At 68.1% G+C, this 22,087-nt stretch carries 22 protein-coding genes; 12 read left to right on the top strand and 10 right to left on the bottom strand.

What is annotated here, in order from left to right:
* Positions 1–71 precede the first annotated feature (71 nt).
* Positions 72–782, bottom strand: coding sequence for a GNAT family N-acetyltransferase (locus tag ACSGC5_RS00110; RefSeq protein ID WP_434968595.1), 711 nt, complete (start codon positions 780–782; stop codon positions 72–74).
* The gene (locus tag ACSGC5_RS00105) at positions 779–1,612 is read right to left on the bottom strand and encodes an alpha/beta fold hydrolase (RefSeq protein ID WP_434968593.1); all 834 of its coding nucleotides are present in this window, start codon (positions 1,610–1,612) and stop codon (positions 779–781) included. The genes ACSGC5_RS00110 and ACSGC5_RS00105 overlap by 4 nt, the downstream gene beginning before the upstream one ends.
* A 53-nt stretch (positions 1,613–1,665) precedes the next feature.
* On the opposite strand from ACSGC5_RS00105, the gene ACSGC5_RS00100 reads away from it, so the two are divergent.
* The 4 genes from ACSGC5_RS00100 to ACSGC5_RS00085 all read left to right on the top strand — a co-directional run bounded on the left by ACSGC5_RS00100 (position 1,666) and on the right by ACSGC5_RS00085 (position 5,793).
* Positions 1,666–2,973, top strand: a complete 1,308-nt coding sequence (locus tag ACSGC5_RS00100) for a peptide synthetase (RefSeq protein WP_434968592.1) — start codon at positions 1,666–1,668, stop codon at positions 2,971–2,973.
* Between the two features lie 243 nt (positions 2,974–3,216).
* Positions 3,217–3,402, top strand: coding sequence for a hypothetical protein (locus ACSGC5_RS00095; RefSeq protein ID WP_434968591.1), 186 nt, complete (start codon positions 3,217–3,219; stop codon positions 3,400–3,402).
* 48 nt (positions 3,403–3,450) lie between these two features.
* Positions 3,451–4,329, top strand: a complete 879-nt coding sequence (purU, locus tag ACSGC5_RS00090) for a formyltetrahydrofolate deformylase (RefSeq protein WP_434968590.1) — start codon at positions 3,451–3,453, stop codon at positions 4,327–4,329.
* 87 nt (positions 4,330–4,416) lie between these two features.
* Positions 4,417–5,793: an NADP-dependent succinic semialdehyde dehydrogenase gene (locus tag ACSGC5_RS00085; protein ID WP_434968589.1), complete on the top strand. Its 1,377-nt coding sequence runs from the start codon at positions 4,417–4,419 to the stop codon at positions 5,791–5,793.
* 90 nt (positions 5,794–5,883) lie between these two features.
* Here ACSGC5_RS00085 and ACSGC5_RS00080 read toward each other — a convergent pair whose 3' ends face one another.
* A complete protein-coding gene (locus ACSGC5_RS00080; RefSeq protein ID WP_434968588.1) occupies positions 5,884–6,798 on the bottom strand; it encodes an NADP-dependent oxidoreductase in 915 nt (304 codons plus the stop codon).
* Between the two features lie 102 nt (positions 6,799–6,900).
* Here ACSGC5_RS00080 and ACSGC5_RS00075 point away from each other — a divergent pair, with 102 nt between their 5' ends.
* Both ACSGC5_RS00075 and ACSGC5_RS00070 read left to right on the top strand, forming a co-directional pair.
* Positions 6,901–7,653, top strand: coding sequence for an IclR family transcriptional regulator (locus ACSGC5_RS00075; protein WP_434968587.1), 753 nt, complete (start codon positions 6,901–6,903; stop codon positions 7,651–7,653).
* Between the two features lie 129 nt (positions 7,654–7,782).
* The gene (locus ACSGC5_RS00070; protein ID WP_434968586.1) at positions 7,783–8,958 is read left to right on the top strand and encodes a 4-hydroxybenzoate 3-monooxygenase; all 1,176 of its coding nucleotides are present in this window, start codon (positions 7,783–7,785) and stop codon (positions 8,956–8,958) included.
* A gap of 55 nt (positions 8,959–9,013) precedes the next feature.
* Here the strand turns inward: ACSGC5_RS00070 and ACSGC5_RS00065 are convergent, their stop codons facing one another.
* Positions 9,014–9,514 carry a MarR family winged helix-turn-helix transcriptional regulator gene (locus ACSGC5_RS00065; protein ID WP_434968585.1) on the bottom strand — a complete coding sequence of 167 codons (501 nt, stop codon included), beginning with the start codon at positions 9,512–9,514 and terminating at the stop codon, positions 9,014–9,016.
* 78 nt (positions 9,515–9,592) lie between these two features.
* Here ACSGC5_RS00065 and ACSGC5_RS00060 point away from each other — a divergent pair, with 78 nt between their 5' ends.
* The 6 genes from ACSGC5_RS00060 to ACSGC5_RS00035 all read left to right on the top strand — a co-directional run bounded on the left by ACSGC5_RS00060 (position 9,593) and on the right by ACSGC5_RS00035 (position 16,174).
* Positions 9,593–10,762 carry an acyl-CoA dehydrogenase family protein gene (locus ACSGC5_RS00060; protein ID WP_434968584.1) on the top strand — a complete coding sequence of 390 codons (1,170 nt, stop codon included), beginning with the start codon at positions 9,593–9,595 and terminating at the stop codon, positions 10,760–10,762.
* 114 nt (positions 10,763–10,876) lie between these two features.
* Positions 10,877–11,794 carry an SDR family NAD(P)-dependent oxidoreductase gene (locus ACSGC5_RS00055; RefSeq protein ID WP_434968583.1) on the top strand — a complete coding sequence of 306 codons (918 nt, stop codon included), beginning with the start codon at positions 10,877–10,879 and terminating at the stop codon, positions 11,792–11,794.
* A complete protein-coding gene (locus tag ACSGC5_RS00050; RefSeq protein WP_434968582.1) occupies positions 11,791–12,687 on the top strand; it encodes an amidohydrolase family protein in 897 nt (298 codons plus the stop codon). Before ACSGC5_RS00055 ends, ACSGC5_RS00050 begins: the two co-directional genes overlap by 4 nt.
* Positions 12,688–12,717: 30 nt before the next feature.
* Positions 12,718–13,173 carry a MaoC family dehydratase gene (locus tag ACSGC5_RS00045; RefSeq protein ID WP_434968856.1) on the top strand — a complete coding sequence of 152 codons (456 nt, stop codon included), beginning with the start codon at positions 12,718–12,720 and terminating at the stop codon, positions 13,171–13,173.
* Between the two features lie 80 nt (positions 13,174–13,253).
* A complete protein-coding gene (gene menE, locus ACSGC5_RS00040; RefSeq protein ID WP_434968581.1) occupies positions 13,254–14,780 on the top strand; it encodes an o-succinylbenzoate--CoA ligase in 1,527 nt (508 codons plus the stop codon).
* 182 nt (positions 14,781–14,962) lie between these two features.
* The gene (locus ACSGC5_RS00035) at positions 14,963–16,174 is read left to right on the top strand and encodes an MFS transporter (protein WP_434968580.1); all 1,212 of its coding nucleotides are present in this window, start codon (positions 14,963–14,965) and stop codon (positions 16,172–16,174) included.
* A gap of 27 nt (positions 16,175–16,201) precedes the next feature.
* On the opposite strand, the gene ACSGC5_RS00030 is transcribed toward ACSGC5_RS00035, so the two are convergent.
* The 6 genes from ACSGC5_RS00030 to ACSGC5_RS00005 all read right to left on the bottom strand — a co-directional run.
* Positions 16,202–17,686: an aldehyde dehydrogenase family protein gene (locus ACSGC5_RS00030; protein WP_434968579.1), complete on the bottom strand. Its 1,485-nt coding sequence runs from the start codon at positions 17,684–17,686 to the stop codon at positions 16,202–16,204.
* Positions 17,687–17,739: 53 nt separating this feature from the next.
* Complete coding sequence (locus ACSGC5_RS00025; RefSeq protein ID WP_434968578.1) at positions 17,740–18,666, bottom strand: sugar phosphate isomerase/epimerase family protein; 927 nt, start codon at positions 18,664–18,666, stop codon at positions 17,740–17,742.
* Positions 18,667–18,675: 9 nt separating this feature from the next.
* Entirely contained in the window at positions 18,676–19,446 is a 771-nt protein-coding gene (locus ACSGC5_RS00020) for an SDR family NAD(P)-dependent oxidoreductase (RefSeq protein WP_434968576.1), read from the bottom strand.
* Positions 19,447–19,558: 112 nt separating this feature from the next.
* Positions 19,559–20,548 (bottom strand): sugar ABC transporter substrate-binding protein, encoded by a 990-nt coding sequence (locus ACSGC5_RS00015; RefSeq protein ID WP_434968575.1) that lies wholly within the window; start codon positions 20,546–20,548, stop codon positions 19,559–19,561.
* Between the two features lie 100 nt (positions 20,549–20,648).
* Positions 20,649–21,644, bottom strand: a complete 996-nt coding sequence (locus ACSGC5_RS00010) for an ABC transporter permease (protein WP_434968574.1) — start codon at positions 21,642–21,644, stop codon at positions 20,649–20,651.
* Positions 21,641–22,087: ATP-binding cassette domain-containing protein (locus tag ACSGC5_RS00005; protein WP_434968573.1), on the bottom strand; the 447-nt coding region annotated here is incomplete at its 5' end. The genes ACSGC5_RS00010 and ACSGC5_RS00005, both read right to left, overlap by 4 nt.

The following is a 22,087-nucleotide window of genomic DNA, read 5'->3' as shown; positions in this document are numbered from 1 at the left end:
AGTCGCGCCGTGTCGTGGGTCACCTGACACACCACCGGCGGGAAGCCGCGACCGGAGCGAGTACTGGCGGCTCAGGCGTCGACGATCAGATAGCCGCGGCGCTGATCGAACCCGCCGATGCGCCGGCCCGCCGAAAGGTGCGTCAGCAGAGCATCGCGGACGCGGCGCCGCTCCACGGCAGCGGCCTCGGGCTCCCGCCGACGCAGCGACTCGATGTCGCGGGGGATCGAGACGGATGCGCGCACCTCGTCATCCGTCGGCGTGGGTACCGGCGGAGCGGCGAGCGCCCACGACACCATCAGCCGGTCGGACTCATCGCCGCGATTGACCCCGTCGTCCATCGCCCCGTAGTGGTCCACGAGATACTCGGTCACCCGCGCCCCGAGAACGGCGAGATTGAAGTGCGCGTTGCGCGCCACGAGCGGATCGAACGTCCACGTGACGTGCCCGATCCCCCGGCGCAGTCCCCACTCCCGCTGATGCTGCTTCAGCAGCCGGCCGAACCCCCGGCCTTGGGCGCTGGGGAGCACGCCGGTGATGTGCGAGTGCATCGACCGGGCAGCGGGCTCGGCGAAGAAGGCGACGGATGCTCCGACCAGGCGGTCGTCCTCGAACAGCCCGACGGCGTAGTTGCCCGAGTGCGCGAGTGCCCGCAGGAGGTTCGGAGGCATGCCCGTGCGATCCCCGCCCCAGACCTCGGAGAGGACCGCGGAGGCGGCGAACACATCGGCGACGGTGTCGAGCTCACGGATGCTGAGCCCGACGGGCTCGGTTTCGCTCACGACGCCCTCGATTCGGGAACGACCGGGATCGATCCGGTCGGAGTGAGCTCGATGCCGGCCGTGATGACGTGCTCGGCGAACAGACCCGGCCACGCCATGACCCCGTAGGGCGTGCGCGCGACGACGAGGCGGCTGTGGGGCATCAACTCGTTGAGGCGGGTCGCGGTGCGAAGCGGATGCGTGGGGTCACCTGTCCACGCCAGGATGAGCGTCGGCACGTCGATGCGGGACAGCTCCTCCTTCGGGGGCAGATCGGCGGTCGCAGCACCGCGCAACACGATCGGCAGAAGCGCCTCGTCAACGGCGGGCAGGGTCTCGGGAGCGTCGGCGAGCGCGGGCGGAACCGGGGTCGTGGAGCCGAGCTGCACGAACGCCTCCACGCCCTGGCGCTCAATGAGGTCGGCGTTGGTGCGGTACACCTCGGCCTGGGCCCGCCTCGTGCCCCACGCCGTCGGCGGAACCATGAGCGTGAGGCTCGCGAAACGCGCCGGATCCTTCAGAGCCGCGTGAAGCATCGTGCCCGTCCCCATCGACGGGCCCACTCCATGGACCGCTTCGCCCGGGGCAAGGGCATCCAAGACAGCCAGCAGGTCCTCGGCGAGGTTGTCCCATCGGTAGTCGACAGGATCATCCGTGCCCGTCGAGCCGCCGTGACCTCGCGCATCGATCCGCAGGATCCGATGATCCCGCAGCGCCCGACCGAGGTCGAGGCCGAGGTGGCTGTCGCGACGGCGACTGGACATGAGTCCGTGCAACTGGACCACCAGCGGGCCGTCGTCACCGGTCACATCGAAGTCGAGGGTCGCGCCTCGAATCCGCAGCGTGCTCACGTGCCCTCCCGGGCGTCCTCTGTGCGAAACGGTTGCCGCCTAGACTACGCGCGATGCGCTTGACGAACGTCGCCCGAATGACGCTGCCCCAGGGCCGGGTCCGCAGCCTCGTGTTTCCCGCCGAGGTCGTGCCCGACGCGGAGCCGTTGACGCTGTCGTTCGATCAGGCTCGCCACGTCTCGGCGGGGGATCGCCCCGGCTCGTGGATGGCGCTGTCGTTCCGGCTGCGCACCCCCGCGGCTCCCGACGAGATCGCCGACGCCTGGGCCACCGTCATCGACAGGCACGGCACCCTCAGCACCGTGTTCGATCGGGACGAGGAGGGACTGGTGCGCGTACGGCCGGCACGGCTGGGCGTGGGTCGATGGGTGACGCATCCTGCTGCGCCGGAACGGCTCACGCGCGAGGTCCTGCGCGACGTGCTCGACGACGGATGCCGCCCCTTCGCCACACCCTCGCATCGGCTGTGCCTGATCGAGCCGGAGGGCGGCGCTGACCCGACCGTGGTGATCGCCTCCGATCACGCCCATGTCGACATGTGGTCTCTCCTGGTGCTGGGGCGCGACCTCGCCGAGATCATCGACGACGAGCGCGAGGCCCGTGCCCCCGGTGCGGCCCTGCCCCGAGCCAGAGCGTTCGCCGAGCACTCGGCGGACCTTGCCGCCCGCCCCCCGGCACCGGAGGCGATCACGACCCGATGGGCTGAGATCCTGGATGCCGAGGGCGGCCAGATGCCGCTGTTTCCCCTGACGCTGGGCAGCGTCGCTGCCGCGCAGGCCGAGATCGTCGACGTGCGAGACGTCTTGAACGGACCGGAGTTCGAGGAGTTCGGCGAACGCGCGGCGTCCATGGGCGTGCGCGCCATCGCGCTGGCGGTGTCTGTCATGACGCGGGTGAGCCTCGCGATGGGAGATCAACCGCTTCGCGCGGTGTTCCCCGTGCACAGCCGGCACGACCCGCAGTGGCACGACTCGGTGGGGTGGTTCATCACGAACGCCGTCATCGAGGCATCCGACCCCTCGCCCCACGCGTGCGCACGCGCCGTGAAGGAGGCGATCGGCCTCGGATCGCACCCGTTGGGCCCGATCCTCGCTCCGTACGGCGGCATGCCGGCAACGCCGGGCATGTTCGCCTTTTCGTGGCTGGACACCGGCAGACTCCCGGTCAAACCTGACCGGTTGCGCGACATCCAGTACGTCTCGGCGGTGGTGCGGACCGACGGCGTGATGATCTGGTTCATCGCGAACGAGTCCGGGCTGCACCTGCGCTGCCGGTACCCCGACACCCCCGAAGCGAGGCGCAACGTGGGCGCGTGGCTGGATGCCGTGCACTCCGGCCTGCGCGACACGATCGACGCCTGATCGCCTCGGCCCGGCCGCACCGGTGATGCGCGCGGTGCGGTCGGTCGCGGCCGACTGCCCGAGAGACTCCCGCTTCTTCGGTCAGCCGGCCGCCTTGGCCAACATCTTCGCTGTGGAGATGTGGGAGCGTTTCAGCTTCTACGGGATGCAGGGGATCCTGCTGATCTCCCTCCCCTACTCCACGTCCCGGGGATTGGCCTGTCGATCACGACCAAGCTCGCGCCGCGGGCGTTCCACACGCAGATGGTCGCGCTCTTCTTTCTCTCCATTGCGCTGGGCACCGCGATCGCGGGCTGGCTCGCCCAGTTCTACGACCCGCAGAACGAGGTTCCCTACTTCTCGAGCCTCGGTATCGCTGCGATGGCACTCGGCGTCCTCCTCCTCCTGGTTGCGCGTCCCGTCCTGAACCTCATGAGGGGTGTTCGCTAGCCGGTCTCGGATTCCTGGCGAGCCCGCCGGACACGGCAGAATCGATGCATGCCCGCCGCGCACCTTCCCGTGGATCACGCCTGTCTCATCGTCCACGGCACGGACTCACCGGGCATCGTGGCCGCCGTCTCGGCTCTGATCACGCGGCAGGGCGCGAACATCGTGCAGTTCGACCAGTACTCGGACAACCCGGAGGGAGGCGCCTACTTCCAGCGCGTCGTGCTCCACCGCCCGGGCCTGCGCGACGCACTCCCCGCGATCGAGGCAGACCTTGCCCAGACGCTCGGCGACGGCTTCGACCTCGAGTGGTCGATCACGGACCAGTCAGTACCCAAGCGGATGGCGATCCTCGCGTCGCGGCAGGACCACTGCCTGCTCGACCTGCTGTGGCGCCACCGCCGGGGCGAGCTTCCGGTCGACATCCCGGTCGTCGTGTCGAATCACACGGATGCCGAAGCGGATGTCGCGGGGTTCGGCATCCCGTTCGTGCACGTGCCGTCGATCGTGGGTCCTGACAAGAGCGTCAGCGAGGCGCGGATCCTGGAGATCCTCGCCGAGGCGGATGTCGATTTCGTCGTGCTCGCCCGCTACATGCAGATCCTCAGTGCCGATTTCCTCGAACGCGTGTCAGTGCCGGTGATCAACATCCATCATTCCTTCCTGCCCGCCTTCATCGGCGCGCAGCCGTATCGTCAGGCGAAAGCCCGCGGCGTGAAACTCATCGGGGCGACCTCGCACTACGTGACGACGGACCTCGACGAGGGCCCGATCATCGAGCAGGACATCGTGCGAGCGACCCATGCCGACTCGGCACTCGACCTCGAAAGACGCGGCGCCGATGTCGAGCGCGCTGTGCTCTCCCGCGCCGTGCTGTGGCATGCGCAGGACCGCATCATTCGGCACGGCAATCACACGATCGTCTTCTGATCCGTCCCGTCACAGCGGCTGGATTGTCGTCGCATGCCGGCGCCGGATAGGCTCGCGGAGTCCGACATCTCGAGGAAGAGGCAGGCCATGGCCATTGCAGTGACGAACCCCGCGACCGGCGAGGTCGTGGAGACGTTCGAGCCGCACGACGAGGCCGAAGTCGAGCGCCGCATCGCGGCAGCTCAGTCAGCGTTCGCCGCGCTTCGCGAGACGACGTTCGCTCAGCGAGCCGAGTGGATGCGACGAGCCGCCGAGCTGCTGGAAGCAGACGTCGAGGAACTCGCCCGCACGATCACGATCGAGATGGGTCGTCCCCTCGCACAGTCGCGCGCAGAGGTGCTCAAGTGCGCCCGCGGCTGCCGGTTCTACGCCGACCACGCGGCCGACTTCCTGGCCGATGAGACCCTCGCCGACCCCTCGTCGGTGAAGGCGTCCGCGGCGGGTACCCGGTACGCGCCGCTGGGGATCGTGCTCGCGGTGATGCCGTGGAACTACCCGCTGTGGCAGGTCATGCGCTTTGCTGCCCCCGCACTCATGGCCGGCAACACCGGGCTGCTCAAGCACGCATCCAACGTCCCCCGGTCGGCGCTGTACCTCGACACACTCTTCGAGCGGGCAGGCTTCCCGGTCGGCTCCTTCCACACACTGCTCATCCCGGCCTCCGGCGTCGAGCGCGTTCTGCGGGACCCCCGGGTCGTCGCGGCGACGCTGACCGGTTCCGAGCCCGCGGGACGGTCGTTGGCCTCCATCGCCGGGAGCGAAGTCAAGCACGTCGTGCTGGAACTGGGGGGCTCGGATCCCTTCCTCGTGATGCCCACGGCGGATCTCGAGGCCGCCGCATCCGTGGCCGTGACCGCGCGCAATCAGAACAACGGCCAGTCGTGCATCGCGGCCAAGCGGTTCATCGTGCACGCCGACGTCTACGACGACTTCGTGTCGCGTTTCGTCGCCAAGACCAAGGCGCTGCGTGTCGGCGACCCGCTCGAGGAAGGGACCGACGTGGGCCCCGTGGCTACCCAGAGCGGCCGCGACGAACTGGCCGAGCTGGTCGACGACGCGATCGAGCGCGGCGCCGAGGTGCTGGCGGGCGGAGCGGTCCCCGAGGGCGCGGGGTGGTTCTACCCGCCCACGGTGCTGGCCGGGATCACGCGGGACATGCGCCTGTTCCAGGAGGAGGCGTTCGGCCCCGTGGCCACGGTGTTCCGAGTCGAGACGCGCGAGGAGGCGGTGGAGATCGCCAACGCGACGACCTTCGGCCTCTCATCGTCCCTGTGGAGCACCGACGACGACGAGATCGAGTGGTTCATCGACCGCCTCGAGGCCGGCGCCGTGTTCGTCAACGGCATGACCGTGTCGCACCCTGAGCTGCCGTTCGGCGGCATCAAGAACTCCGGCGTCGGTCGCGAACTGGCAGCGGCCGGCATCCGGGAGTTCATGAACCTGAAGACGGTCTGGCGGGGCTGAGCGTCCTCGTTCGTTTGCCGCAACACGCCGCGCCGCGGATGCTGGCGCCCCGGTTTGCGGCAACCGAACAGCCGCCGCCCGGCCTGCGCGTCAGGGCATGATCACGATCTTGCCGGGCGCGTGCGTGGACTCGAGGGCCTCGAACGCCGCGACGACGTCGTCGAGCGGATAGGTCGCCACGATGGGGAAGACGATCCGTCCGGCGGCGATGTCGTCGGCGAGCGCGCGCAGGTTCTCGGGAGTGCGGGCCTCGCGCTCGACGTTGTGCACGCCAAGCTCGTCCAGCGCCGCGTAGGCGGCGATCGCGACCATCCGGTCGGCGGGCACACCGAGGTCGATACCCGCATCCAGCGCTTCGCGCCCGTGGCAGTCCATGACAGCCGTGGGGACCCCGTGTTCGCGCACGCGGTCGGCAAGCCCCTCGCCGTATGCGACGGGCTCGACACCGAGGGACCGGAGGAACTCGTGGTTGGTCACGGATGCCGAACCGATGACCCGCGCCCCGCGCGCGATCGCCAGCTGAGCGGCGACGAGCCCGACCGCGCCACTGGCGCCCCCGACGAGCACGACGTCATCCGCGCCTACCGGGACGGTCGCAAGACACGAGACCGCCGTGAGTCCGGCGACGTGGAGACCACCCGCGACCTCGACCGCGAGCGCCTCCGGGCGGAGTGCGATCTCCGCGGCGTTCGCGATGACCTGCTCGGCCACCGCGCCGGACGCGCGGCCCATGACGGCATCGCCGACTGACACGGGGGTGCCGTCGGTGTACGCGGCGCCCTCGCCGACGGCGATGACCGACCCTGCGAAGTCCCCACCGATCCGACGCGGGAAAGGAGCGCTGGAAGGGATGAACCCGCTCCTGGCTTTGGCGTCGTACGGGTTCAGTCCCGCCGCCTCGACGGCGACGAGTACCTTGCCGGCACCCGGTGACGCCTCCTGGACCTCCGTCACGAACAGGACATCGGGGCCCCCGGTCTCGTTGTACATCGCTGCGCGGCTCATACCTCGAGCGTAGCGACGCCCTTCCGGCCGAGGGCCGCGGCCGGTGCTCGCCGACACGACCCGCGCACAGCGTCCGTCGTGCGTGCATGCCAAGCTGTCAGCATGGCGAACTCGCCCACGGGTGACTCGATGACCGAGCGGATCGTCCGCGTTCTCGAGACGTTCACCTCGGAGCGGACCGTGCAATCGGCATCCGAGATCGGTCGACGCGCCGCACTGCCGTCATCGAGCGCTCACCGCATCGTTGACGATCTCGTCTCGGCGGGGCTGCTCGATCGCGACGAGGACGCGCAGGTCAGGCTCGGCATGCGACTGTGGGAGCTCGCGCTGCGGGGTTCGTCGGCGCTGCGCCTGCGCACGGCGGCGCTGCCGCACATGGAAACCGTGCAGTCCGTCATCCGTGAGCACACGCAGCTTGCCGTTCGAGAGAAGGACGAGGCGCTGTTCATCGAACGCCTGTCGCACCCGGATGCCGGCGCCAACATCACGCGCATCGCCGGGCGGCTCCCCCTGCACGCATCCTCGTCGGGGCTCATCCTCCTCGCCTACGCGCCCGCCAATCTCCGCGCCGGGATTCTCAGCCGGCCGTTGCGCGCTGTGTCCGCCGAGACGGTGACCGACCCGCGGACGCTCGAGCGCATGATCGCGACGATCAGACGCGACGGGGTCGCGATCGCCCCCGGGTCGATTCAGTCCGTCTCGACCGGCGTCGCCGTTCCCCTCCGCCACGAGGGTGAGGTCGTGGCCGCCCTCTCGGTCGTCCTGCCCCGGGACACCGACCCGGCGGCGGCCGTCGCCGCACTGCGCGACGCGGCCACGGCGACCGAGCGCGATCTGCGGCGACAGCGTCTCTAGCCACCCGAACTGACGCCCGCCTCGAACGGGCGCACTCCTCGCCGCTGCCCATTCAATGGGAATCTTGACGGGAGGATGGTCGAGATGCTGCAGACTCGGCGAAGACCCGCATCCGTCGAAGGAGACGCCATGTCCGCCGTCCGCACCCAGGTAGCCATCGTCGGAGCCGGCCCCGCCGGCCTGCTCCTGTCCCACCTGCTCGCCGCCCGGGGGATCGAGTCGATCGTGCTCGATCAGCGCAGCCGCGAGGAGATCGAGAAGACGATCCGCGCCGGCATCCTCGAGCATCCCACCGTCGAGCTCCTCGACCAGACGGGGGCCTCGCCACGCGTGAAGACCGTCGGGCAGCGCCACGACGGAATCGAGCTGCGCTTCGAGGGCGAAGGACACCGCATCGACTTCCCCGCTCTCACCGGCCGGAGTGTGTGGCTCTTCCCCCAGCACGAGGTCCTCATCGACCTCATCGGGGTGCGATTGGCGGCCGGCCAGGACCTGCGCTTCGGCGTCACGGTCGACCGTGTCGAAGACATCGAGACGGACCGGCCGCGGGTCATCGCAACCAACCCCGATGGCTCCCCCCTCGAGATCGAGGCGGATTTCGTCGTCGGCGGTGACGGATCGCGCAGTCTCGTGCGCGCAGCCGTCACCGGTTCCTCGACAGGCGGCGATTTCCGCGAGTACCCGTTCGCCTGGTTCGGCATCCTGTGCGAAGCGCCGCCCAGCTCCGATGAGCTCATCTACAGCAACTCGCCACACGGATTCGCCCTGATCAGTCAGCGCAGCGCCACCGTGCAGCGCATGTACTTCCAGTGCGACCCCGAGACCGACCCCCAAGCCTTGAGCGAGGCGGAGATCTGGGAGAAGCTGCAGTCCTGCGTTCCCGGGACCACGCTGCAGGAGGGGCCGATCTTCCAGCGCGACGTCCTGCGCTTCCGCAGCTTCGTGGCCTACGAACTGCGACGCGGACGCGCCGCCCTCGTCGGGGACGCCGCCCACACCGTTCCCCCGACCGGCGCGAAGGGAATGAACCTCGCGGTCGCGGATGTCGTGCTGCTGGACCGGGCACTGGGCGCGCTGTTGAACGACGGCGACGAGCGGCTGCTGGATGCCTACGCCGAGACGGCGCTGAAGCGCATCTGGAAGGCGCAGCACTTCTCCTGGTGGATGACGAGCATGCTCCACCTCACTCCCGAGGCATCCGAATTCGACCGTCGCCGCCAGATCGGGGAGCTGCGCTCGGTCGTCGAGTCCGAGGCAGGCCAGACCTACCTCGCCGAGGCGTACACCGGGTGGCCCTTCGCCTGAGCTGTCGCCTTCGCCGCCGCGCGGCTTTCCCTCGCGGGATCGCGTGAGACGCGGTTCAGCGTTTGTCGGGACCAGTGACGGCGCCCGCCATCACCCGCAGGGCGTGCGCGAGAGCTTCGCGCTCCGAGGGAGCGAGTGCGGCGAACATCTCGTCCTCCGCCTGCCTCGCCAGTTCGAGTGCGCGGGCAAAGAGTTCACGACCCGCAGGCGTCGCGACCACGACGTTAGCCCGTCGGTCGTTCGGGTCGGGTTCTCTTTCGACAAGTCCGCGTGACTGCAGGTCGTCGATGAGCGCGACGATCTGGCTCGGATCGAGGCGCAGGAACTCCGACAGCTCCCGCTGAGACGGCCGCGCGTCACTGGCCGCGATGGCGAGCACGGCGTAGGGACGAACGCGCAGCCCCACCGACTGCAGAGCGGAGTGAGCACGGGCAACTGAGACCGCGTTGGCCTGTGCGAGCAGGAACGCGAGGTCGTCTGCGACCGTCGTGCGCCAGAGTCGCTCGGCGCGAACGGGGGTTTCCGTCGCCCGGGCCTGATCGTTTGCGGTGGACACCCGGCCATTGTAGTCATTCACTGCGGAACACAATCGTTGAACTTGACAACTATCGTCGAGATGGACACAATCCTCACTATGAGCAGTGTCGCCCTCCCCCGCACGATCTTCGACGAGTCCCACAACGACTTCCGCGACATCGTGCGCCGATTCGTCGAGCGCGAGGTCACGCCCCATCTCGACGCCTGGACGGAAGCGGGCCGGGTCGACCGGTCGCTGTTCGAGAGAGCGGGAGCGACCGGTCTCCTGGGGATATCGGCGCCGGCTCGCTACGGCGGCGGCGACGTCGACGACTTTCGATACAACGCCATCGTGATCGAGGAGCTCGCGCGCGCCGGCGCCACGGCCGTCTCGATGTCGCTGTGCGGATTCAACGACCTCATCGCGCCGTACTTCATCGACTTCGGTTCGGACGAACAGAATCGACGATGGCTGGCTCCCATGGTCGCCGGGGAGCGGATCGGCGCGATCGCTATGACGGAACCGGGGACCGGGTCTGACCTTGCGGCGATCGCGACGACCGCTCGGCCGGACGGCGACGACTTCGTGCTCAACGGCTCGAAGACCTTCATCTCCAACGGCCTGCTGGCCGACGTCGTCATCGTCGTGGCACGCACGGATGCTGCCGCCGGCCGCGGCGGCTTCAGCCTTCTCGTGGTTGAGGACGGGATGCCCGGGTTCACTCGCAGCGGCCCGGTCAAGAAGATCGGCCTCGGCGCTCAGGACACCGCCGAGCTGTCGTTTGCCGATGTGCGCGTCCCGCGTGCGAATGTTCTCGGAAGCCCCGGCGACGGCTGGACACAGCTCCGCCGGAACCTGCCGATCGAACGTCTCCACATCGCGACAACGTCAATGGCGCGGATGCGTGCGACCTTCGACCAAGCCCTGTCCTACTCGATGGAGCGCACGGCCTTCGGGCAGCGAATCGCAGACTTCCAGGCGAATCGTTTCTATCTCGCCGAGCTGGCCACGCAGATCGAGGTGGCGCAGGTCTTCGTCGATCGCTGCATCCTGGACGCCGCGACGGGCCGGCTCGACGCCGTCACCGCCGCCATGGCCAAGTGGTGGGTCACCGAGTTGCATCAGAAGGTCATCGACCGCGCACTCCAGTTGCACGGCGGCTACGGGTACACCCGCGAATACCCGGTCGCCCACGACTACATGGACTCCCGGGTGGCGACGATCTACGGCGGCACGACGGAGATCATGAAGGAGATCATCGGGCGCCGGCTGACGCGCGAGGACTGACCCTCCCTCCACCACCCTGGCAAACGTCAATCGTTGACATTTGCAATTGAACCGGCTTGACTAGGTGTACTCGGCCAGGGCCGAGAGTGTGCCTCGAGGAGTAAGGGAGCCCCCATGTCGCTGCAGGGCAAAGTCGCCATCGTCACCGGATCCGGCCGCGGTCTCGGCCTCGCCTATGCGCAGGAGTTGGCAAGGCAGGGAGCGGCCGTCGTGATCAACGACGTCGATGAGCAGACTGCCAAGGACGCGGTCACGGCGATCGAGACCGAAGGCGGACGCGCGACCGCCGTCGTCGCCCCCGTGGGCCCCACAGAGACAGCGCAGAAGCTCCTCGCCGCCGCGCTCGATGCGTTCGGGCGCGTCGACATCCTCGTCACCAACGCCGGAGTCCTGCGCGATAAGACGCTCTGGAAGATGACCGACGACGACTTCGACACCGTCATCAATGTGCACCTTCGCGGCACCTTCACCTGTGTTCGGGAGGTGGCGACCCATCTGCGCGAGACCGGCACGCCCGGGCGCATCATCTGCATCGGCTCCCCGACCGGTCAGCGAGGGAACTTCGGTCAGACCAATTACGCGGCAGCCAAGGCGGGCATCGTCGGGATGGTGCGCACGTGGGCCCTCGAACTGAAGAAGGCAGGGATCACGGCGAACGCGGTGATCCCCGTGGCAGCCACGGCCATGACGGCGACGATCCCCTACTTCGCCGCCGCCGTGGAGGCGACCGAGCGCGGCGAATCGATGCCTGCGTTCTTCCGGCACGACTTGGGCTTCGGAACGTCGGAAGACGTCGCCGGCGTGATCGCCTACCTCGCCTCCGACGAGGCAGCGCACATCACCGGTCAGGCGATCGGGGTGGGTGGTGACCGCATCCAGTTGTGGTCGCACCCCGAGCCCGTCGTCACCGCCTACCACGAGGGCGGCTGGAGCAGCGAGACCCTGCAGGCTGAAGCGCACGAGCTGTTCGATGCGAAGCTGCAGTCCGTCGGCGAGACCTTCCCTCCGCTTCCGGAGGAGCTGCAGCGGTGAGCACCCGCTACGAGCCGGCGATCGACCTCGACGCCCTCACCGCAATCGATGTGCATGTGCACATCGAGATCGACGCGCACGGCCACTCCTCCCTTCCGAGCGACCTCGCCGAGGCGGCCTCGAAGTACTTCCGCACCGACGGGCCCCGTCCCGACCTCGACTCGATCGCGCAGTACTACCGCGAGCGGTCGATGGCGGCGGTCGTGTTCACCGTGGATTCTGAGACCGCGCTGGGGCACGCTCCGATCTCCAGCGTCGAGATCGCCGAGGGCGCGGCCCGCAACAACGACGTGCTGATCCCGTTCGGCTCGGTCGATCCCCGCAAGGGAACGGCAGCCGTCGACACGGCCCGGCGACTGATCGACGATCACGGAGTCCGCGGGTTCAAGTTCCACCCGACGGTGCAGGGCTTCGACCCGAGCGATCCCGCCTACGCGCCGCTGTACTCCGTCCTTGAGGAGTCGGGGGTCGTCGCTCTGTTCCATACCGGCCAGACGGGAATCGGGGCAGGGATGCCGGGAGGGCGCGGCTTCCGGCTCGCGCTGTCCAACCCGATGCTGCTGGATGGCGTCGCCGCAGATTTCCCGCGGCTGCAGATCATCATGGCCCACCCGTCCGTACCGTGGCAGGACGAGGCGCTCTCGGTGGCCACCCACAAGCACAACACGTGGATCGATCTGTCCGGCTGGAGTCCGAAGTACTTCCCCGAGTCCCTGGTGCGCGCCGCGAACTCGTACCTGAAGAACCGCGTCCTGTTCGGAAGCGATTTCCCGCTCCTGACGCCGGAGCGCTGGCTCGCGGATGCCGAGAAGACCGCTCTGAAGCCCGAGGTCATGCCCGGCATCCTGAAGAACAACGCCGCTCGGCTGCTCGGACTGTCCACGCCCGCCTGACCCCCCGCCCGGTACCACCCGCAAGGAGACATCATGACCACAACCGTTGCGTTCACCGACCTGCATACCCTCGTCGGCACCGATCTCGGTTATTCCGAGTGGTTCGACGTGACGCAGGACCGTATTAACACGTTTGCCGACGCGACCGACGACCACCAGTGGATCCACGTCGACCCCGAGCGGGCGAAGGATGGACCGTTCGGAGCACCGATCGCGCACGGGTTCCTCACGCTCTCCCTGTTCATTCCGATGTGGGTCGATCTGCTGGATGTTCAGGGCGCAGGCACGAAGGTGAACTACGGCCTCGACAAGGTGCGCTTCGTCTCTCCGGTGGCCGCCGGATCCCGGGTCCGGCTGACGGCGACGATCGCCGAAGCGAACGAGGTCGGCGGGGGAGTCCAGCTCGTCGTCGACGGAACGATCGAGATCGAGGGCGGCACGAAGCCCGCGGTCGTCCTGCGAAGCCTTCAGCGCCTGTACGCGTGACGTGGTGGGGGAACCTCGCTTCCCTCACCCGCATCGCGTGATTCACCGACGAATCCACCTCCTCGAAGAAGAGATCTCCGATGCACAACCACGGACTGGGCGCCTGGATGACCACCCGGCGCCAGAAGACACCCGACAAGACCGCGCTGATCTTCCAGGGCGGCCAGACCATGACCTACCGCGCACTGGCCGACGACACTGATCGCATCTCGGCCGTCCTGTGGCATCGCGGGATACGTATCGGAGACCCGGTCGCGTTCCTGGGGGAGAACAGTCCGGAGTTCCTCTCGGTGATGTTCGCGTGCGCGCAGCTGGGCGCCGTCTTCGTCCCGGTCAACACGCGGCTAGCGCCACCCGAGGTCGCGCACGTGCTCACCGACTCTGGAGCGCGCGCGCTCATCGTCGACCCGGCCCTGCTCGAGCGCGCGGCGGAGGGGGTGGCAGCGGCCCGCATCAGCCATGTGATTCAGACAGGCGAGGGCACACCCGAGCACCCCGGCCTGTCACCGCTGCTGCGCGGCACGCCGTTCGGCCACGCCGACGCCGCGGTCGGGCACAACGATCCGGCGGCCATCATCTACACCTCTGGGACGACAGGCAAGCCCAAGGGCGCGGTCCTCACGCACGGCAACCTCATCTGGACCGCCATCAACTGCGTGGTGGACTACGACGTGGTCTCGACCGACATCGCCTTGATGATCTCGCCGTTGTTCCACGTCGCCTCACTCGGGATGGGCGCACTGCCCATCCTGCTCAAGGGCGGCACGATGGTGCTGGAGAAGGGCTTCGAGGCCGGTCGCGCACTCGAGCTGATTCAGGAGTACCGGGTCACCATGCTCAGCGGCGTCCCGACCACCTACCAGATGATGGCCGACCACCCGAACTGGGCGAGCACCGACCTGTCAAGTCTGGCCAAGCTCACCTGCGGCGGCTCGGCGGTACCGACCCGCATCCTCGACGCCTACGAGTCCCGGGGCCTGTCGTTCTCTCAGGGCTACGGGATGACCGAGACCTCGCCGGGCGCGACGTCACTCTCCCCGGCGATGACCCGGGCTAAGCAGGGAAGCGTCGGGCTTGCGCACTTCTTCACCGAGGTGCGGATCGCGGACGAGAACGGCGCAATGGTCCCCCGCGGCACGGTGGGCGAGATCGAGATATCCGGCCCGAACGTTTTCGCGGGGTATCTGAACCTGCCCGAGGCGACGGCGAACGCGTTCACCGCGGACGGCTGGTTTCGGTCGGGCGACCTCGGCTACCTCGATCGCGACGGGTACCTCTACATCTCTGACCGGCTGAAGGACATGATCATCTCGGGTGGGGAGAACATCTACCCTGCCGAAGTGGAGAACCACATCTCGAGCATCGAGGGCGTCACCGGAGTGGGGGTGATCGGCATCCCCGATGATCAGTGGGGCGAAGTCCCGTGGGCGATCATCACCGTCAAGGAAGGCGTCGATCTCGACACCGCCAGCGTGCGAGCGCACCTCGATGGCAAGCTCGCGCGCTACAAGCTGCCCAAGAACGTCGTCATCGTCGATGAACTCCCCCGCACCGCGTCGGGGAAGGTGCGAAAGGCCGATTTGCGCGCCCGGTTCGGCAACGGCTGACCGCTACTCTGCTCGAGACAACGCCCGCGCCACCATCGGTGCGCGGGCGTTGTCGTTCCGGCGAGGCGAGGGAGCATGGCGACTGTCGTCGGCGACACCGCGTACAGTCGCCGGAGCCTCGGATTCGACTCAGCGGCAATGCCGCCTCAGATACCTATGGACTGAGGTATAGTCCGAACTCTATGGGCGATGAGCGCGCAACGATGCCACACGCCCGCGTCGCCCTCGTCGTCGCGGTGTGTCTCGTCGCCGTCAACATGCGCCCAACGATCACCTCGATCGGCCCGTTGCTGGAGCAGATCGCTGGCGATACCGGACTGGCGACCAGCATCCTCGGCCTCCTCGCGGCGGTGCCACTGGCGGCGTGGGCGATCGTTTCGCCGTTCGCCCACGAGTTGAGCAACCGGTTCGGGATGAGCCGGGTCGTGCTCGGTTCGCTGCTGCTCCTCACGATCGGCACGCTCGTGCGCTCCCTCCCCGGTCCACTCGCGAGCGTGTGGATCGGCACGGCGCTGATCGGCGTCGCGCTGGCCGTGGCGAACGTCCTGATGCCCGCCGTAGTCAAGCGCGACTTCCCCGGCCGCGTCCCCGCCATGATGGCCGTCTACACCGCACTTCTGGGCGGCGCGGGCGCCGTCGCATCCGGGGTCGCGGTGCCGACCTCGCAATGGGCCGCAGCGGTGACCGGCACCGAGGGCTGGCGGCTGTCACTGCTGATCACGGGCGGCATCCTGCTCCCGATCGCGATCGTGGCGTGGATCGTCGCGTACCGGGGACGGCGAGAACCCCGCAGGGCCGCGGGCGGCATCCGTCACTCGACCGGCATCTGGGGCGACTCCATGGCGTGGCTCGTGGCCGCGTACATGGGCTTCCAATCGGCGGTGTTCTACATCCTCGTGACCTGGCTCGCGACGATCGCCGTCTCGACGGGACTGTCCCCGGTGACTGCGGGGATCGACGTCATGCTCTACCAAGTGGGAGCGGTCGTCGGCGCACTCGTCGTCCCGTTCCTGTTCCGTGGACCCGCCGCGCGCTGGGTTCCGGGCGCACTTCCTCTCGTGGCCCTGGTCGGTGCGGTGGGGCTCATGCTCGCGCCGTCGGCAATCCTCCTGTGGATCGCGTTACTGGGGCCGGCCTCCGGCGCGTCGCTCGGCACATCCCTGACACTCATGGCCGAGCGCGCACGCGACCACCACGCTTCAGCTGCCCTGTCGGGCATGGCGCAGTCGGTCGGCTATCTCATGGCAGCATCCGGGCCCGTGCTCTTCGGCGCCCTGCATGATGCCACAGATGCCTGGGCCCTGCCGCTGCTGTTGGTGGCAGCCATCCTCATCGGTCAGAGCGTGTCGGGTCTGTTCGCGGGCAGAGACCGGTACGTCCTCGAGCCGCGCTGACCGGGGCTCGAGGACGTACCGGTCGCGTCAGAGCGGGTACTGACCGGGCTCGCGCCGCATCGTGATCCACCGGGTCTCGGTGAACGCATCGATGTTGGCCTGAGCACCACCGTGACGGGACCCCGTGCCGGAGGATCCGGTGCCGCCGAAGGGGGTGTTGGCCTCGTCGTTGACGGTCTGATCGTTGATGTGCACGATCCCCGTGGGGATCTGCTGCGCGAGGTCCCACCCCGCCAGGGCGTCCTTGGTGACGATCCCCAGGGAGAGGCCGTACTCCGTCGCCGAGGCAAGCGCGACGGCCTCCTCGTCGGTCGAGAACTTCACGACTGACGCGACGGGCCCGAAGACCTCCTCGCAGTAGGCGGGAGCCTCTGCTGGCGTGTTCGCGAGAACGGTCGGGCGATAGAACAGCCCCTCGTACGTGCCGCCCGCGCGCAGCTCGGCGCCCGCTGCGACGGCGTCCATCACCAGGGCGTGCACGCGGTCGCGCTGCACCTCGTCGATGAGGGGACCCAGATGCACGGGTCCGGCGGCCGGGTCACCGACGTGCATCGACTCGGCCTTGGCGGCGAGCTTTTCCACGTACTCGTCGAAGACTGCCTCGTGCACGATGTGCCGCCCCACGGTCATGCAGATCTGGCCCTGGTGCAGGAACGATCCCCACGTCGCGAGGTTGACGGCCTGGTCGACATCGGCATCCTCACGGATGATGAACGCCGAGTTGCCCCCGAGCTCGAGGTGAGCGCGCTTGAGGTGGCGGCCGGCCTGTTCCCCGACGACACGCCCGGCCCGAGTCGACCCGGTGAACGCGATCACCCGGACGTGCGGGTCCTCGATCATCGCCTGACCGACATCGGCACCGCCGGGCAGCAACTGCAGCAGACCCTTGGGAAGCCCCGCCTCCTCGAAGATGCGCACGAACGACACGCCGCCCGTCACAACGGTGCGGGGGTCCGGCTTGAGGATCACGGCGTTTCCGAGCGCCAATGCCGGTGCGACGGCACGGATGCCGAGGATCAGCGGAACATTGAACGGCGAGATGACGCCCACGACACCGACCGGCACCTGCTCGGTCATCGACAGTCGCGGCTCCTCGGACGAGAGGACCGCACCCTTGGGCGCCGACGGCAAGGCCGACGCCTCGTAGCATTCGGCGGCGGTGACATGGAGGGCGAAGCCGGCCAACGGCGGGATCGCGCCCACTTCCCGCACGTTCCAGCTCCCGATCTCGTCGGCGTACTGCTCCCACAGCATCCCGGCCTTGCGAAGCACAGCCGCGCGGGCTGGATGCGGCATCGCGGCCCACTCCTTCTGCGCTGCGGCGGCCGACTTCGCCGCGCGGGCCACGTCCCCGGGCCCGGCCATACCGACGGCGGTCAGCACCTCTCCGGTCGCGGGAGCGACCGAGTCGATCTGTCCTCCTTCACCGGCGGTCCATTCGCCGTCGATGTAGATCTTTCCTGCGAATGTCGCGGGGTCGATGAGTAGATCGGTGGCTTGTGCGATCGTCATGGTTCCTCCTTGATTCCGTTGACGTCGTGACCGCTCGGATCCGGGCTCCCGGATCAGGCGGGACGGACGATAGTACCCGTGTCTGCGGCACCGCGCGCAAGACGCTGTGCCCGTCGGCCGACACTGCTCGACGACCATCCCGCGCGGATGACCCGCATGGCGTCTTCGGCGAGTGCGATGCCGTCCGTGTAGGGCTCGCGCCATATCGCGAGCATGTCGGCAACGAACTCGGGGATGACCGACCGCGAGAATGCCTCGACGCCCCACCGGCCTTGGTAGCCGTCGTCGAGCGCGCCCTGAACGAGCTTGGGTATGTCGACTGCGCCGGTAGAGAGCATCCCCCGTCCGGACTGACCGAGCTCGAGGTACGCGAGCCGCGGCATCGCCAGACGGATGGCCTGCGCCGCGTCCGCCTCTTCGACGCCCATGTGGAAAGAGTCGAGATGGATGCGAAGGTGCTCCGAGCCACTGAGCTCGGCGTACTCCATCGCCTGGGCCGCGGTATTGACCATCGCGGTCTCATACCGGTTGACGACCTCGAAGGTCATCGTGATGCCGTGCTCGTGGGCGTAGTCCGCGACACGGCCCACAGCGGTCGCCGAGCGCTCCCGCGCAGCGTGATCCACCGGAGCCATCGGGTGTCCGAAGACGCCGTAGGGCACGCCGTTGAGCTGGTCGCCGCCGAGGGCGGCTGTCGCGTCGACCATGGCGTACAGCGCCGCCTCGCCTGCCCGGCGCTCGTCCTCATCCGCCGACGACACATCCGCTCCGGGCATCTGCCCGGCGATCGGGATCGGCGTCAGGCCCGCATCCTCGAAGACCCGACGCAGGCTCGCAAGGTCGGTTGCGGCAGGGTCGAACGGAGCCAGCACGATTCGCCGGTACCCCGCCTCGGCCACGCGACGAAGAGCGTCGGGCGTGGCCGAGGAGTCCGGTCCGTCGACCAAGACGTTGATGTGGCAGGCGACGTCGAGATCCATGACCATCGCTCAGAACGTCGGGAGGTCGAAACGCTGCTTGAACGCCGAGTACCCGTCGTCGACGTGCACAACGGTGCCGTTGATGACGTTGGCCTCGTCCGAGGCGAGGAATGCGACGACGTTCGCGATCTCCTCCGGCTCCGTCATCTTGTTGCGCATCTGCTCGGATGCGAAGAGCGCCTTCAGCTCGTCCGAGAACTGGTTGATCATCGGCGTGCCGACACGGCCGGGGGTGATCGCGACGGCGCGCACGCCGTACTCGGCGAGTTCGTACGCGGCCGACCGGGTGAACGAGATCACGGCGGCCTTTGCCGCGCTGTAGCTGAACGCGAGCTCAGCAGCCTGCTCACCGTAGATCGAGGAGGTGGAGATGATGACGCCGCCGGTGCCCTGCTTCTTGAACTGGCGGCCTGCCGCGAGGATGCCGTAGTACACGCCGTCCTGATCGATCCGGATCATGGGGTGGTAGTCGACAGCGGGATCGTGGTCGAGGAGCGGCTTGCCGCCGGCGATACCGGCGTTGTTGAAGATGACGTCGAGCTTGCCGAATGCATCGACGGCACTGTTGACCGCCGCTTCGACCTCGTCGTAGACCGAGACGTCCACACCGACAGCGATGGCCGAGCCCTCGGGCAGCGTGTCCACGACCTCCTGGGCGCGCTGCGCGTTGATGTCGGCGACGGCGACGCGCGCGCCCTCCGCGATGAACTTCTTGACGGTGGCGAGTCCGATTCCGCTCGCGCCGCCGGTGATGAGGGCGACCTTGCCTGCCAAACGCATAGTGATGTCTTTCTGTCAGTCGATCTCAGCGGCGCGAGCCGCACAGGAGACGGGGGTGGTGCCGGTGGGGGCGGGGCCGCAGCGTTCCCGCCCCCACCGGGGTTTCAGTGGATCAGCCGAGCTTGTCGGACGGAGTGATGTCGTCGGCGTTCGCCTTCGTGACGAGCGTCGTCGCTTCCTCCTCGAAGTTGCTCGCCGGCATGGTGCCGGTCTCGATCCAGGCCTGGATCGCCTCGAGCACCGCGTCGTTGATGAGCGGCCACGGCTGCTCGACCGTCGCCAGCATGGTGCCGGCCTTGACGGCGGCGATCGCCTCGCTGGTGGCGTCGACTCCGGTGACGGCAACGGTCGCGCCCGCTTCGGTCACGGCCTGGACCGCACCCAGAGCAGCGTCATCCCATCCGACCCAGACAGCGTCCAGGCCACCGGGGTTGGCCGAAAGGTAGTCGGCCACCAGCGCGAGCGCCTCGGTGCGGCCGGTCGCGGGCGAGACCACCTGCTGGATCTCGCCACCGGCGAGGGTCGCTCCACCGGCCTCGACGGCCTCGGCGGCAAGCGCCGCACGGGTGCGGATGCCGGCGTGCGGGTCGTGCCCGATCACCATGATGTTCTTGCCCTCGATGCTGCCGCCGAGAGCGTCGGCGATGGCGCCCATCGTCTGGTCGACGATGCCCTGCTGGTCGGTGGTGATGTTCAGGGCGTAGGCATCGGTCGGCTCGACACCAGAGTCGATGGCGAACATCGGGATGCCGGCGTCCTTGGCGGCGGTGACGATCGACCCGATGGAGGCGACGTCGGTGTAGCCGTTGTAGACGAGGTCGGCGCCCTGTCCGATGGCGCTCTCGACCGCGGGGTTCATCTTCTGGAAGTCGAAGTCACCCTGGATCATCGTGAGGTCCCAGCCGAACTCGGCAGCCTTCGCCTCGATGTCCTTGACCCACCATGCGCCGATCGGCGTCTGGTTTCCGGAGGTGAACGCCACGACCTTCGTGGGCTCCGTGTTGTCGCCGCCGCCGTTGTCGCCGCCACCTGACGAGCACCCGGCGAGGGCGAGAGCAGCGACCGCGGTCGCGGCCGCAAAGGCCTTGATGGAAGTACGCACTATCTACTCCTTTGTGTATTGCGTTGTGTATTGCGTTTTCTCTGTGTGCTTCCCCGGATGGGGATCCGAGTCGGGACTCGGGGTCACGGGAGCGGCGGGGTCACCGCTCCCGATGCTTGAGGGAGGACAGCGTCACGGCGGCGATGATGATGATGCCGGTGACGACCTGCTGGACGTAGGCGTTCACGCCGAGGATGTTGAGCCCGTTGCTCATGACGCCGATGATCGCGACGCCCACCATCGTGCCGACGAGGTTCGCGGCGCCGGAGCGGAGGATCGTCATGCCGAGGAACACCGCGGCGACCGAGAACATCATGTTGTCCTCGCCCTGGACGGCGCTTGCGCTGCCGAGTCGGGCCGCCAACAGGATGCCTCCGATGGCCGACACGAAACCGGCGATCGTGAAGGCGAGCAAGCGCGCCCGGCGCACGTTGACACCCGACAGCCGCGACACCTCGACGCTGCCGCCGATCGCGTGCCACCGCCGACCAAGAGTCGTGTAGCGGAGCACGAACCACAGGATCACCGAGATGACGATCGCGAAGTAGACCGGAAGCGGGATCTCGAGCAGCTTGCCCTGGCCGAGCTCGTTGAACTCCGCGGGGAAGTTGAACAGTGTCGTCCCCTGGGTCACCAGGAACGCCAACCCGACGACCGACGTCATCATGGCCAGGGTCGCGATGAAGGCGGACAGGTTCAGATACGCGACGAGTACCCCGTTGAGGAGCCCGATCAGCAGGCCCACGATCAGCGCGAGCGCGATGGCCGCGGGCACGGGCCATCCGCCGAGCATTGCCGCGCCTGCCGTTGCGCCGGCGAGCGCCGACGTCGCGCCCACGGACAGGTCGAAGTCACCGACGACCATGACCACGGTCTGGGCTCCCGCGATGATCGCGAGGATCGAGACCTGATAGAGGATGTTCTTCACGTTCACGAACGTGAGGAACACGTCGGGGCGCATGAGGAAGAAGAAGAGCACGAGCAGCACGAGAGCGACGATGGTGCCGCCCTGGAGCATCCATCGCCCCGCATTGCTGGCGTGCCCGACCACGATCGATGTGGTCGTCGGTGACTTCTGGTTGTCTGTCGAGGTCATGACTGTGGCTTCCCGTAGCAGTAAGAGAGGAGGAGTTCGTCGTCGGCGTTCTCGGCGGGCACGGTTCCGCTGATCTGGCCTTCGTGGAGGATGATGATCCGATCGCTCATCCCGATCAGCTCGGGAAGCTCCGAGCTGACCACGATGATCGCGGTGCCCTCGGCAGCGAGCTGCCGGATGAGCCGGTAGATCTCTGCCTTGGTGCCGACATCGATGCCTCGGGTCGGCTCGTCCATGAGCAGAACCTTCGGCTTGCGGGCGAGCATCTTCGCGAGGACCACCTTCTGCTGGTTCCCGCCCGACAGCTCGCCGACGTGCTGGCGCGGCCCCCGCGCCTTGATCTTCAGATCCGCGATGCCACGCTTGGTGATCGTCGAGATCTTCGCGCCCGACACGATTCCCGCGGTGCTCACGGTCGGGATGTTCGCGACGGCGATGTTGTC

It is taken from the genome of Microbacterium sp. bgisy207 (genome assembly GCF_965345035.1).
Taxonomy (GTDB): Bacteria; Actinomycetota; Actinomycetes; order Actinomycetales; family Microbacteriaceae; genus Microbacterium.
Note: the sequence above shows the minus strand (reverse complement) of the source record. Positions and strands in the feature narration are given on the sequence as shown.